The sequence below is a fragment of the Streptomyces sp. CB02980 genome (assembly GCF_014451325.2).
Taxonomy (GTDB): Bacteria; Actinomycetota; Actinomycetes; order Streptomycetales; family Streptomycetaceae; genus Streptomyces.
Window position 1 is genome coordinate 18,803 of record NZ_JACSCH020000019.1, and the last position, 12,978, is coordinate 31,780.

General features: G+C 70.4%; 14 protein-coding genes. 9 read left to right on the forward strand and 5 right to left on the reverse strand.

Annotated elements, in window-relative coordinates:
• Nucleotides 1–266: 266 nt before the first annotated feature.
• From E0F75_RS31565 to E0F75_RS31590, 6 genes are all read left to right on the forward strand, one after another.
• Nucleotides 267–563, forward strand: a complete 297-nt coding sequence (locus E0F75_RS31565; RefSeq protein WP_229314377.1) for a hypothetical protein — start codon at nt 267–269, stop codon at nt 561–563.
• A gap of 507 nt (nt 564–1,070) precedes the next feature.
• Nucleotides 1,071–1,409 (forward strand): co-chaperone YbbN, encoded by a 339-nt coding sequence (locus E0F75_RS31570; RefSeq protein WP_229314378.1) that lies wholly within the window; start codon nt 1,071–1,073, stop codon nt 1,407–1,409.
• Nucleotides 1,410–1,770: 361 nt separating this feature from the next.
• The gene (locus E0F75_RS31575; protein WP_229314379.1) at nt 1,771–2,340 is read left to right on the forward strand and encodes a HutD family protein; all 570 of its coding nucleotides are present in this window, start codon (nt 1,771–1,773) and stop codon (nt 2,338–2,340) included.
• Between the two features lie 683 nt (nt 2,341–3,023).
• Entirely contained in the window at nt 3,024–3,404 is a 381-nt protein-coding gene (locus E0F75_RS31580; RefSeq protein WP_229314380.1) for an FKBP-type peptidyl-prolyl cis-trans isomerase, read from the forward strand.
• Between the two features lie 746 nt (nt 3,405–4,150).
• On the forward strand, nt 4,151–4,507 hold the full coding sequence (locus tag E0F75_RS31585) for a DUF805 domain-containing protein (RefSeq protein ID WP_229314381.1): 357 nt from the start codon (nt 4,151–4,153) through the stop codon (nt 4,505–4,507).
• Nucleotides 4,508–5,144: 637 nt separating this feature from the next.
• Nucleotides 5,145–5,663: a hypothetical protein gene (locus E0F75_RS31590; RefSeq protein ID WP_229314382.1), complete on the forward strand. Its 519-nt coding sequence runs from the start codon at nt 5,145–5,147 to the stop codon at nt 5,661–5,663.
• A 345-nt stretch (nt 5,664–6,008) separates the two neighbouring features.
• Here E0F75_RS31590 and E0F75_RS31595 read toward each other — a convergent pair whose 3' ends face one another.
• Nucleotides 6,009–6,491, reverse strand: a complete 483-nt coding sequence (locus E0F75_RS31595) for a DedA family protein (protein WP_229314383.1) — start codon at nt 6,489–6,491, stop codon at nt 6,009–6,011.
• A 698-nt stretch (nt 6,492–7,189) separates the two neighbouring features.
• Here E0F75_RS31595 and E0F75_RS31600 point away from each other — a divergent pair.
• Nucleotides 7,190–7,849: an NAD(P)H-binding protein gene (locus E0F75_RS31600; protein WP_229314495.1), complete on the forward strand. Its 660-nt coding sequence runs from the start codon at nt 7,190–7,192 to the stop codon at nt 7,847–7,849.
• A gap of 192 nt (nt 7,850–8,041) precedes the next feature.
• Here the strand turns inward: E0F75_RS31600 and E0F75_RS31605 are convergent, their stop codons facing one another.
• Nucleotides 8,042–8,959 (reverse strand): TIGR03619 family F420-dependent LLM class oxidoreductase, encoded by a 918-nt coding sequence (locus tag E0F75_RS31605; RefSeq protein WP_229314384.1) that lies wholly within the window; start codon nt 8,957–8,959, stop codon nt 8,042–8,044.
• 412 nt (nt 8,960–9,371) lie between these two features.
• Between E0F75_RS31605 and E0F75_RS31610 the strand changes: the two genes are divergently transcribed.
• Nucleotides 9,372–9,977 (forward strand): hypothetical protein, encoded by a 606-nt coding sequence (locus E0F75_RS31610; RefSeq protein ID WP_229314385.1) that lies wholly within the window; start codon nt 9,372–9,374, stop codon nt 9,975–9,977.
• Nucleotides 9,978–10,054: 77 nt separating this feature from the next.
• On the opposite strand, the gene E0F75_RS31615 is transcribed toward E0F75_RS31610, so the two are convergent.
• Nucleotides 10,055–10,456, reverse strand: a complete 402-nt coding sequence (locus E0F75_RS31615) for a MerR family transcriptional regulator (protein WP_229314386.1) — start codon at nt 10,454–10,456, stop codon at nt 10,055–10,057.
• 65 nt (nt 10,457–10,521) lie between these two features.
• On the opposite strand from E0F75_RS31615, the gene E0F75_RS31620 reads away from it, so the two are divergent.
• On the forward strand, nt 10,522–11,667 hold the full coding sequence (locus tag E0F75_RS31620) for an alkene reductase (RefSeq protein WP_229314387.1): 1,146 nt from the start codon (nt 10,522–10,524) through the stop codon (nt 11,665–11,667).
• Nucleotides 11,668–11,819: 152 nt separating this feature from the next.
• Here E0F75_RS31620 and E0F75_RS31625 read toward each other — a convergent pair whose 3' ends face one another.
• Nucleotides 11,820–12,149 carry a hypothetical protein gene (locus tag E0F75_RS31625; protein ID WP_229314388.1) on the reverse strand — a complete coding sequence of 110 codons (330 nt, stop codon included), beginning with the start codon at nt 12,147–12,149 and terminating at the stop codon, nt 11,820–11,822.
• A gap of 237 nt (nt 12,150–12,386) precedes the next feature.
• The gene (locus tag E0F75_RS31630; RefSeq protein ID WP_229314389.1) at nt 12,387–12,614 is read right to left on the reverse strand and encodes a hypothetical protein; all 228 of its coding nucleotides are present in this window, start codon (nt 12,612–12,614) and stop codon (nt 12,387–12,389) included.
• Between the last annotated feature and the right edge of the window lie 364 nt (nt 12,615–12,978).

Consider the following 12,978-nt stretch of genomic DNA (forward strand, 5'->3'; position numbering starts at 1 on the left):
GCTGACGGCGGCGTGCGACCGGCCGACGCCTCCCTCCGGTGGTACCCGGCCGCGTGCCGGCAGGCACGGGCCAGTGCCTGCCGGTGTCCCGAGGTCCGGGCATGCGGCCGGCTGCCGTCAGAGGGACATCGGCCGCCTTGCGGCGGTGCCGGCGCCAGGCCTGAGCCGATCGCAGCGCGGTCGAGACCTCGTGAAGACACCCGGACTTCGCCTTTCGTTCACCTCGAAGTTCAGGAGTCTTAGGGGGCGGACGGCACAGTGCGCGCGTGGACATACCCGACTGGTTCGTATGGATCGTTCTTGGCCTGGCCGTCCTACAGGTTCTCGGCCTTGTTCCTGTCGTCCGCCGAATGAGCGGACCTGATCCGGCGGTGCGCTCCGCAGCGCGTTGGGGCCTGCTGGACGGCGTCGGCAACCTGCTCGCTTTCGGCGGCTTGATGCTGGGTCTTGCGGTGGCGGAGTCCTGGTTCCGGCTCGCCCTCGTCGGCTTCGCACTCATCGCCGCCACGTACGTCGTCAAGGGTGTCCGGCTGCTGCAAGCCCGGCGCCGCCCCACCGCCTGACCTTCAAGGCCGGTCCTGGCCAGGGCGTTCCGAGCACCGGAACGAGAGCGGCCGGCAGACGGTCGGCGAGGTTGCGGCACGCGGCGCGCCTCGTTCGGGCCACCCGGCCACTCGTCCGCCTCGCGCAGCATCCAGCCTGCCCGCAGCTGCGGGTCCTCGACAATGCCGTCACCGGGCCGGTACGCCTCGTCGAAGTGCTTGAGAGCCGGATCGAAGACCAGGTGCCGGACGGCCGCATCGCCGATGCCGGCGGTCAGGGTGTGGGGGAAGTCGTCCATGCGGCGCGCGAGGTCGGGGCGGGGCTCCGCGCCCGCTCGGGGCTCCGCGCCAGCGCGAGGCACCGTGTGAAGCTCGGGGGGGAGGCTGGACCGAAAGGCCGCGAACCGAAGCCGCGGAGTCCGGCCGGGGGGTGGCGCGGCGTGGAGGGGCCCGGTGTCCTGGTCGGCCCGCCGTATCTCGCGGGGGATGATGGGGGTGGAAAGACGGAACACGAGGTCAGGAGCTTCCATGGCGAAGCGGGTTCACCAGCCCCGTGAGGACGCGGAGTTCGACTTCATCCTCAGAATGAGCGCGGTCCCGGTCCTCGCGTACTTCACCGGGACATGGCCCAAGGCCATCGAGCCCTGCCGGGCGATGGACCTCGTCGTCGGTGGCATCGCCGACGAGTACGCGGGCCGCCTCACGGCCGTCCGGACCGACATCACACGCTGTCCGGCGGCAACCGCGCGGTTCGGGATCACCGGAGCCGCCTCCTACGTCCTGGTGAAGGACGGCGAGCCGGTGGCGCACGGCACGGGGCCTTCGACAACCACCGAGGTCCGGGAGTTCCTCGACGGCCATCTCTGACACCCGGCACCCAGCACCCAGCACCCAGCACCCAGCACCGGAGCGATCGACGCCTTCCGCGCCTTCATCGGATGGAGAAGGCCGGCCTTGCCGGTGCCCACCCGAGCACGGCCCCCGGCGGGTCGGACTCGGCGTGACGTCGCCGACGTCCGTGAACCTGCCCTTGTGCCCCGCTCGGCAGCACCGGCTCGGGCGCCGGCGTCGCCGGCAGGTCCGCATACACTGCGTCGACGGGCCCCGGCGCAGACGGCTCGCCCCACGGGGACACTGCGGTAGCCCTTCAGCGCAGGTGCCGCCGTCGGGCCGTGTCGCCACTCAGAGGTATCCGTATCCGTACCGCACGCAGCTCAGGAGCCCGCCCATGCACCACTTCGATGTCGAGACACTGACCCCGGGCCGGTGGCGCAACGGCGGCGGCGCGACCAGGGAAATCGCCTCCCGGCCCGTAGGCGCCGAGGATTTCGGGTGGCGTGCGAGTGTCGCTGATATCGACCGGGCCGGGCCGTTCTCGGCATTCGGCGGGGTCGACCGGACACTCACCCTGCTGGCGGGCGACGGTGTCCTGCTGACCTGTCCCGGGGTGTTCGAGCGGCTGCCGGCACGCGAGGGTGAGCCGGTTGCGTTCTCCGGTGACCTCGCGCTCTCCGCCGAACTCCCCGATGGTGGCTGCCGGGTTCTGAACATCATGGTGCGGCGCGGGTACTGGACCGCTCGGGTGGAGCGGGTCGCCGGTCGGGTCGTGCCGCCGTCGGGACATGGCGGGGTGTTCTACGTCCTGCGCGGCCGTTGGCAGACCGGCGAGGACGGGCATGTCCTGGCGTCCGGCCAGGGCGTGTGGTGGGACGAGGACGACAGTGCGCAGGGGGAAGAGGTCGTACCGCTTTCGCCCGACGCCGTGGCCATGTGGGCGGATCTCACCCCGCTGGGGTGACAGCCGGCCAGCCCGCCAGTCGGCCATCAGCGGCTTCGACGGCCGCCACCCCGGAGGCCTCCGCCGACACCCCGACAGGCTCACCGGGTGCCGCTCGGCGAACTGGACCGGTTCCGCGTCACCGAGGGCAGCGGCGACCCGCGCCATCACGCGCCGGGGCCGGCAGGAGTTCGGCGCGCTGCACCTGACGGGCAGCGCCACCGCCTCCAGATCCCGCGCACCCTGAGTATCTCCCTGGCGCACTCCCCACTCGGGCAGGTCGACGTGATGGTCGCCTGTGACGAAACCGCCCCGGGCCGCTCCCGAGTCCTCGTCCTCTCAGGCATCGCTGAGTCCATGAGCCCGTCGTCCGCACACGCGGACGCCGGGTACGGCGCGGACGCAAGGAACGCGAACGCCCACTTCCCGGCCCTCCCGGCCGAGGCCGACACCCTGCGCGAGAGCCACATGTCCGGCGCAGCGGTCGAGGGGCGCTGTTCGTCCGCTACCCGGCTGGTTCGGGTACGAGTGGCTGGGGCGGAAGTGGACCATCGAACGGAATTCCGGCTCAGAGCCCTGCGCGGCGGGATTCGCCGTACTCCACGGGAACGGCAATCTCGGTAACGTGACCATCCGCCGCGTGGAGCGACCACGCGCCCGGTCGGTCCCTACCCGGGCCTCCGGCGGAGAGTAGCGAGGCCGCGATGAGTGAACCGACGAAGCCCGAGATCAACCTTCCCGAGGGTGACCCTCCCACCGAGCTGACCATCCGGGACCTCATCGTCGGGGACGGGACCGAGGCGAAGCCCGGCAGAGTCGTCCAGGTTCACTACGTCGGAGTCACCTTCGCGTCCGGAAAGGAGTTCGACGCCTCCTGGGACCGCGGCCAGCCATTCAAGTTCGCCGTGGGCGGCGGCAGAGTCATCAAGGGCTGGGACCGAGGCATCAGGGGAATGAAAGTCGGCGGACGGCGCGAGATCATCATTCCCCCGCGCCTCGGTTACGGCAAGCAGTCACCCTCACCGCTGATCCCGGCCGGCTCCACACTCGTCTTCGTCGTCGACCTCCTCACGGTCACCGCCTGAAGCTGACCAGGTACTGCCCGACGCCTCCACCCCAGAACAAGACCTCCAGAAGGCTGGGTGCGCATGGGACGCACCGTGTGTTTCGACTGGCGTTCAGGACCGAGCAGATCGAGCCTTTGAGGCGGCCCAGCTGGAGGGCGGAGTTCCCCCGGTGAATGCGGCGCCGCCCTGCTACCGCCAGCGGTCGACCACGGCCAAGGCATCGTCGAATTCCTGCCGTTGTGCGCGCTGGGGTTCAGCGCTCCTCGTCGAGTTCTTGGCACCGGTCGCGCAGCTTCAGTGGGGCTGCGCTCCGTGGTGCGGCTGCCAGGGCGTGGTGGAGGAGGTCGGGGACATTCGAGGTGTCGCGGGCGGCAGCCACGTCGATGGGGAGGCCTTCGGTATCCGCCAGGCCGAACGCATGAACCACGCGATCCTGCGCCAGCAGCCCACACGATCGGTATGTCGGCAGACACCGACCGCTGCCCCACAGGCGGCCTGCCCGACCCTGCCAAGAGCGTGCTAAGCAATGGGCCTCACCCAACCCCGGAGACCGCGAACTCCCTTCCCCACCTGGCCGGTTACTGCACTCCTGCGTTCGATTCCTACGTACACTTCGCAGCGCTGTACCGCGCCTGCAGGAGTGCCTCACTGCGGAACTCGGGCGACAGTCGACGATCTCGGGTACTTGCCGCCGAGAACGCGATCTCACAGCGCGCTCCACAGGGACAGGCTCCCGCTCGCCATACATGATCAATGGGGGAAAAATGAACTGGTACCTCGAAGTTCTCAAGAAGTACGTGCTGTTCAGTGGACGTGCACGCCGCAAGGAACACTGGATGTTCTTCCTGTTCAACATCATCGCGGTGATCATCGTCGCGACAGTCGACCTCGCGATCGGCACCTTCCCACTGCTCTACCCGATCTACTTCTTGGCCGTGCTCCTGCCGCACCTGGGCGTCACCGTCCGCCGCCTGCACGACACCGGCCGCTCAGGCTGGTCGGTCCTCCTCGGCCTGATACCGGTGGTCGGCGGCATCATCTTGATCGTCTTCCTCGCCACCGAAGGCGAGCAGCACCAGAACGCCTACGGCCCGAGCCCGAAGACGGCCGCGGCCTACTAGGCCGCGTATCAAAAGTGGATCTTGAGCGATGAATGATCTCGGTTCATGGGAGATCTCACGGACGAGCAGTGGGCGGGGCTGGAGCCGTTGTTGCCGAAGGGCACCAGGGCGGGGCGGCCGTCTGTCTGGCCTCGGCGGCAGTTGATCGATGGCATCTACCTGCGCCGCCGCGGGATCCGCTGCACCCTCCCGGACAAGGCCGACCAAGCGCGCACCCGCAGAAAGCTAGGTGCCGTGGCGGCCGCCCGTCGCGTTTCGACCCGGCCGACCATCGCAAGCGCCACGCGGTCGAGTGCGGGATGAACCGCCGCAAGCGCCACCGCGCCGTTGTCACCAGGTACGACGAACTCGCGGTCCGCTACGAGGCGACCGTGCTGGTCACAGCCATCAACGAGTGGCTGTGACCAGCACTTTCATAAAGGACCCCAGCGCGCGGCGCCCGCCGCAGGCGTTCCCCTGCCTGGGCGGACGGCCTCAAGGGAGGAAGGAGCCGAGGGCGGGCATCGCCTCGGGCGGCAAGCGGAGGGCGGCCCGCACGTCTTGGTCTTGTCAGCGCCGGCAGAGCGGCGCAGTCTTGCCCCTTCTGGTATCAGATGAGCCTGGCGTCCCGAACGGGGGCCGGGAGGGGGAGGATCGTATGAGGAAGCGTGATCTGGTCGGCTTAGTGGGCCGTCGGGCAGCGCTGCGGTACCTGCTGGCGGGGATCGCCGCTTCCGCGGTGTCGGGGTGCGGGAGTCCGGTGGAGAAGGCGGTCACCGCGTTCGCCGAGGGTTCCTGGAGGTTCACGACCAACACGGGCATCGAAGGGATCTTGACCATCACCGGCGACGGACAGTGGTCGGAGACCCGGTTGGGACTCTCGGGCCGGTGGGAGTACGACGTCTCCCGCCTCATGGTCACCATGGACGGCGTCGACAGTGCGGGCGCGGAGCCGTACCGCATCCCGTCGGTTCCGGAGCCCGCCAAGGAGGCTCTGTCCCGGGAGTACTCCATGCAGGGCGGCTGGGCGGTCGGCCTCGGCGAGAAGGTGAAGGCTCGCAGGGACAAGGATGACGTGGTCCTTGAGTTCGCGGACTTCTCGGACGGGAGCGAGGGCTCACCCGAGCACGTCGAGTCCTTGATCTTCACCCTCACCCGCCTGAAAGAGGCGCCCTGACCCTGGCTCACCGGCGGCTCGCCACCTATCCGGCGGCGAGCTGCCGACAAGAGCGACGACAGCCTTCTGCCGGCACGCCATCGGCGTGCCGGCAGCGGTCTCCAGCAGCCTCCGCACCCGGTTCCGCCCAGCCGGGGAGCGGGCACCGACAGCCGGCGGCTGATGCGCGGTAGCCGGGCCGATCCCGCGCCGGCGCGGGACAAGCCGGGGCTCACCCGGTACCCACCCGCGGACCGGCGGGCAGTCAGCCTGCTGTTGCACTCTCAGGAGGACGACTCGGAAGAGGAGCCGACTGCCGGGTGTACGTCTCCCCCGTCGAGGCGCCCCTGCCCTCGCGGGAAGGGCTCACGATCCCTCGGCCACGGTGTCAGCGGAGGACGGGACAGCCCTTCTTCTGCGGTACACCACCACCCCGCACACCGCGAGGAGGAGGACTGCCACGGCGGACACCCCGAGGGCCGTCCGCTCGGCGAAAAGCCTTCCCAGCACTTCGAGCACCCCAAGCCCCGCGGTCGCGTAGACCAGCGCCCAGGCCGCTCCGCCCACGAACAGGGCGGGGAGGTAGCGCGGCAACGGCATGCGCATGCTGCCGGCGAGGAAGTTTGCGGCGGTCTGGAAGCCGACGGTCAGGAAGGAGACGGCCACCACCGGCGCGCCCCACCGCTGGATCGCCCGCTCGGCGCGCCCGAACTTCGCCGAAGAGATCCGCCCGGCGAACCTGCTGCGCCGGGCACCGGCGCCGGCGAGCCACCCGACGGCGAACGTCCCTCCCGCACGAAGCAGGACGATGACATAGAGGGCTCCGGCCGTGAGCGCGATCTTATCCACGGCGCCTCGTCCCGGGCACCGCGTCGGAACCCGCGTCCCGCATCACTCGCACGGGGCGTCCCGCTTCGCCGGGCGCACGACGGGCACAAGCCCGGTCACCGTTTCTCACCTGCGCCCCGCCTCTGTCCGATCCGTCCTCTGGGTCCCACCTGCGGCGCCGGAAGCCGAACCCGCACGCCCCGGTCCGCACGTCAGGCAAGGTCAGCCTAACCTAATGCCTATATGGCGGATACAGTGCACCGGGCCGCCCGAGGAGCAACAGGTGCGGTCGCGGTCGCCGAATCCGGTCGGCCCACCCCCAGCGTAGGCCGCCGCCAGTGCGGCAGAGGCCCCGCCCTGGTCTGTCGCCCCCTTCGCCGAACCCTTCGTCGATCCCTTCGCCGCCCCCTTCGCCGCCCCCTGGGAGCGACTCGTGAGCATCAAAGCCGTCCACACAGGCCGGCCCACGTGCTCACGCACACCGCTCCCCCACCCCGGAACCCTACGAATTCAGAGCAGCGGGCGAGAACGGCGCCGGCCCCTCCGAAGACCACCGCTCCGCACCTGCCCCGCGACCCCTCTCACGACCCGGCGTGGCCGCTCGCCCGGCCGGCCGCGATGCCGTCTACTCGTCGTGGACCTACGTGCCTGCCGTGGCGCCCGCGGTCGCAGCCGCGCCGTCCCCGCACGAACCACCCGAGAGAGGCCATGCGTTGAAGGTGATCCTGTTCGGGGCGTCCGGCATGGTCGGCCAAGGTGTGTTGCGCGCCTGTCTGGAGGACCCCGAAGTGACCGAGGTCCTCGCCGTCGCCCGCCGCCCGCTCGGTCGCACCGCCCCCAAGCTCCGCGAGGTCCTCCACTCCGACTTCACCGATCTCGCCCCGATCGCAGACGACCTGGCCGGGGCCGACGCGTGCTTCTACTGCCTGGGCGTCTCCGCGGCCGGACGCGACGCCGCCGAGTACGAGACCATCACCTACTCCTACACGCTCGCCGCCGCCCGCGTCGTCGCCGTCGACAACCCCGACCTGACGTTCGTCTACGTCTCCGGCGAAGGCACCGACAGCACCGAACAGGGGCGCTCGGCATGGGCCCGCGTGAAAGGGCGCACGGAGAACGCCCTCCTGGCCATGGACATGCACGCCTACGCCTTCCGGCCGGGATGGATCCAGCCCATCCACGGCGAGACATCGGGCACGCGCTGGTACCGCGTGATGTACCGCCTCACCTCATGGCTCTACCCGGTCATCCGCCGCGTGGCCCCGCGCTACGTGACCAGCACCGAGCAGGTGGGCCGCGCGATGCTCGCCACCACCCGCCTCCACGGCGCCGAGCCCCACATCCTGCGGACCGCCGAGATCAACCGCCTCGCCGCCTGACCGAGCCGAGGAACGAGGGACCACCATGGGTGGCCACCTGCCCATCGCCCCGGCGGGGGCGCGCCGGCCGGCTCGCCCTGCGTGAACTGGTCGAGATCTACGTCCCGGCGGAAGCTCCGAAGCACCACTACCGCCACCATGTCGTGGACATCCGGCTTCGATTCGACCGCGTCGGCACGCCCCTCGCCCGTCCTAGCCCTTGCTCAGTCGGTCGTGGAAGCGATGTGCGAGGTCCGTCAGCTCTTCCGCGTTCCGCGCGGTCTGCTGGAGGTCGACGAGGACCTCGTCGGCCCCGGCCGCATGGGCGGCGAGCAGGTAGTCCGACACCTGTACGACCGTCCCCCGGTGCGGAACGGCGTCGCTCGGGGCTGCCTCGGAGGTCACCGCGGGGTTCACCCGGACGACGGTGCGCAGGGCCTCGGGGTCACGTCCGTTCGCCTCCGCGATCTGCCTGATCTGGCCGATGACGTGCGCCAGTTGCGGCACCGGCATCGCTGCTCCCGCCCAGCCGTCCGCGCGACGGCCGATACGTTCCAGCGTGGCCGGGGTGAAACCGCCCAGGAGCACCGGCGGGCGGGGACGCTGCACGGGGAACGTCCCGATGTGCGCACTCGGTATACGCCACAAAGCCCCGTTGTGCTCGTCCGACGAACCGGACCAGACATGATCCAGGACGTCCAGGATCTCCTCCAGCCGAGCCCCGCGCCCCCGCCACGGCACACCGATGGCCTCGTACTCGTCGGACGACCAGCCGAGCCCGAAGCCGATGTCGAGTCGCCCCCCGCTGAGGATGTCGACGGACGTCAGCGAACGGGCGAGCAGGAGCGGTGAGTAGAAGGGCGCGTTCAGCGTGCTGGTCCCGAGTCGCAGCCGTCGGGTGGCGTGCGCCAGGAAGGACAGGGTGACGATGGGGTCCAGGAACGTGCGGTGCTCCTCCGGTACGGGACCGCCGCCGGGGTACCGGTCACGGGGCTCGGTCGGGACGAGGGCCCGGTCGCCCACCCACAGGCTGTCGAAGCCGATCGCTTCGACCGTGGCGGCGAACTCCGAGATCACGGCGGGGTCGGTGAACAATCCGTACTGGGGGGATCCCAGGCCAATCTTGAGCATGTCCATCACCTGTTCGAGGAATTGCTGTGGTCCGTTCCGGTCTCGGATCACCGTGCCCGACACAGATCGACATCCGATCAACGACTTGTGAATGCGCTGCTCAGCGCCGGGCCGTGCCCTGGGTGCCCTGGGTGCCCTGGGTGCCCTGGGTGCCCCGAGACACTGGAGGCCCCCCTCCCGGCGGAACCTCAAAGCGCGGGCAGCCAGGGCAGCAGCGCTTCCCGGCGGAGAACGACGTCGAGGTCTGGCATGCCGTGCGGGCCGGCTTCCCGATGGTGGGTCGGAGTGCCTCGTGTGTCGCATGTTTGTCCGTCAGGCGCCGTGGAAGAGTTGCATCCGACGACCGGCCGGCCGCGTCGTGGCCCGGGCGGCCGGACCTCCTCGACGCCACCACTCGAACGGGAGTCATCCATTGCGCCTCTACGCCCAGACACCCGCACGTCGGAACCTCCAGGTGCTCGTGGACCTGATCGCCGTGGCCCTGATCGCCGTCGCGGTGTGGGCGGCCCTTGTCGTCCGCGAGACGATCATGCTGCTGGCCGAACCGGGGCGCAGGGTGGAGAGTTCCGGTGACCGCCTCGCCGAGGGGCTCGGCAATGCGGGAGACGCGGCGTCGGGTGTGCCGCTCATCGGTGGCGTCCTGAAGAAGCCGCTCCAGGCCGCGGCCGACGCCGGTTCCGGCTTCGCCGACGCGGGAGTGTCGCTCCAGGAGACCGTCAGCCAGGTCGCCAACGTGATCACGACGGCTCTCATCGTCATTCCGGTGTTCTTCGTCCTGCTGCTCTGGCTCCCGCCGCGCCTCCTCTGGATCCGGCGCAGCAGCACTCTGCGCCGCCTCGCCGAGGCCCCCGGAGGTGCCGACCTGCTCGCCTTGCGCGCGCTCACCGGTCCCCCCGGCCGGCTGGCCAAACTGCCGGTCCCGCCGGGCGGATGGGCCGACGCCTGGCGTCAGGGGGACCGGGAAGCCATCGCCGACCTCAGCGCGGTCGCTCTCAGGCACATCGGGCTACGGCCTTGAGCAGTCGTGGGAGTCCGAGGCCGGGGCGCCCTCACCGGTGACAGTGAGGTACGCCGAGGGCAGCAGCGGTGTGCGCATCACACGGCGGCGTTCGATGCCTCCAGGTGAAGGCCGGCCGGGTGGGAGGAGGCCGCGGCGGAAATGACCTCGTCGAGGACGTCCCGGGAGCGGATCAGGTCCGCGATCGTGCGATCGATGCGTTCGCGTTCCGCGTGCAGCTCCTCGAGCAGCCTCGGTGTCGCGATCTCGCTCGGCGCGCCGTCCGTGTCCCGCATGCAGGGCAGCAGCCGCGCGATCTTCTTGCTGGTGAGCCCCGCGGCGTACAACGCCTGGATGCGGATGACCCGGTCGACCGCCCATTCGCCGAAGTCGCGCTGCCCTCCGGGCGTGCGCTCGGACGCCAGCAGGCCCTGCGCCTCGTAGTAGCGCAGGGATCTGTCGCTCACCCCGCTGCGCCGAGCGAGTTCACCGATCCGCATTCCCCACCCCGTTCGCCGGTCACGGCCTTGCCCCTGACACCAGTGTCAACTTCTACCGTACGGGCATGACGAACGCACCGGTTGAATCCCGCCTCTTCGACTCCGCCCTCCTCGGCCCGCTGGAACTCCCCAACCGCCTGGTCATGGCGCCGATGACCCGCAACCGCGCCACGGCCGACGGCGTCCCGCTCCCCCTCATGGCCACCTACTACTCCCAGCGGGCCTCGGCCGGCCTGATCATCGCCGAGGCCTCCACGCCGAACGCCGTCGGACAGACCTACCCGAACATCACCGCCATCCACGACGACGCCCACGTGGCCGGGTGGCGGCAGGTCACCGACGCCGTACACGCCGCCGGCGGCCGGATGTTCCTGCAGCTGCAGCACGGCGGCCGGGTCGGCCACCCCGACAACAGCGGGCTCACGCCCGTCGCACCCTCGCCGATCCCCCTGCCCGAGCCGATCCACACGGCGAGCGGCCCCCGAACGGCCGTCGTCCCGCGCGAGATGACCGTCGAGGACATCCGCTCCACCGTCGCCGATTTCGCCGCCGCGGCGCGCAAGGCCGTCGACGCGGGCTTCGCCGGTGTCGAGGTGCACGCCGCCAACGGCTATCTGCTGCACCAGTTCCTCGCCAAGGGAACCAACCACCGCACCGACGCGTACGGCGGACCGGTCGCCCACCGCATCCGCTTCGTCGTCGAGGTGGTCCAGGCCGTCGCCGACGCGATCGGCCCCGACCGGGTGGGCGTGAGGATCGCCCCCGGCCTGACCGTCAACGGCATCGAGGAGGGTGACACCGAGGACATCTACTCCGCCCTCGTCGCCGCCCTGAACGCCATCGGCCCGGCCTACCTGCACGTCGTGTTCGCCGACCCGGACCAACCGCTCTTCCACGACATCCGCAAGGCCTGGCCGCGAACCCTCATCGCCAACCCGGTGCTCGGCTGGGGCCGGCCCCTGCCCGCCGACGGCGGGCGCCACGCCGCCGAACGGCTCCTCGCCGCCGGAGCCGACCTCATCTCCCTGGGCCGCCCCTTCCTGGCCAACCCCGACCTCGTCGAACGTCTGCGGACCGGCGCCTCCGTCAACCCCGTCCGCGAGGAAGGCCTGATGTACACGGGCGGCGAGAACGGCTACACCGACTACCCGTACCTCTCGCGCATCACGAGGACCATCGCCTCGCCTCCTGCCCGCGCGGATCGCCTGTAGTCCCGTCTCCGCCTCTACCGGCTCCCCGCTCCCCGGCCCGGCGGGCGAGAGGGCAGAAGGACTTCTTCGGCGGCGCAGCCCGCGACGGTCACGCCATAGTCGTCTGGCGGCACTGAGGCCGGCCGGGCGGTGACGGTGAATGGGAACGGCCGTCAGGCCGGACGGCTGAGCCGGCCGTCCACGATGGCCGGGAGCGACGTGGGCATCTCGTCGGTGACCCAGGCGAACTCCAGGGCTGCGAGCGTGGCTCCCTGGTCCGTCCACACGAGGATCTCGCCGACGTAGGCGCCGGACGTGTCATGGACGTGTGCGTCTACGGGCACGAGCTCTTTCGGCAGTGCTGCGCGCTCGCAAGGTTCCGCGACCTGCAGGTCGACGCTCACGGAGTCGGGCCCCCAGACGGCGATCACCTCGGTACGGTCCAGCTGACTCCGCAGTTGCGGCGCGCCGACGAAATCCGCCGACAGGACGTGTTCGAGCACTGCGCGCTCGTCTGCGTGTCGTCCTCGCTGCCACAGCAGACGAGGGAGGGCGTTGTAGCCCTGATGCACTCCGTTCGGATACGCGACGAGGGAGCCTTCCTCGTCGGCCTTGGCGTTGAAGCCGGTCAGTTGGGCTGCGTACGCGCCGTCGGCCGGCCAAGGCGTCGCGCGGCGGGCGGCCTGCGGGCTTCTACCGCTACGGCACGGAACGGGGAGTCGCGGGTGTATGCACGTCGGTCAGGCGACCTTCCTCCGCTCTGCCGTCTTCCGCGTCTTCACGCCGCTGACGACGAGCGCCAGCCCCACGACGAGGATGCCGAGGTAAGCGGCGGACGGAAGGTCGACGACCTTGTGCAGCCAGCCCCACTCCGTGCCGAAGAAGGTCTGTGAAGCGAAGCTGACAAGCCCCTGGGCTCCTACGACGTAGCCGATGCTTTCGAGGGTGTATCCGATGGTTGTTCGCACGGATCAAGCCTCTCGCGGCGGTGCCGCAAGATCGTCCTCCACAGGGCCGAGACCGCGGTAGGCCGAAGGATGCAGACGCTCCGATCGATCAGCGTCGGTTCGTTCGGCCGTCCCGCCGCACGATCGCCCGCCTCCCTGACAGCGGCGGGACGCGGATGCGGTGGGCGTCGGCTGCCTTGTGGCTACGGGGCCTTCACGAAAGGGTTCCTTCCCCAGCGAGCAGAACCGGCCGCTCGACACCGGTTCCTGTTGGTGGCGCTCGGCACCACCAACGGCGGGGTGATCGGCATCGACGACGGCGTCGAGGCCGGTGCCCATGGACACGCCGGCCGGATCGGGCCCGACACCCGGCACCCGACACCCG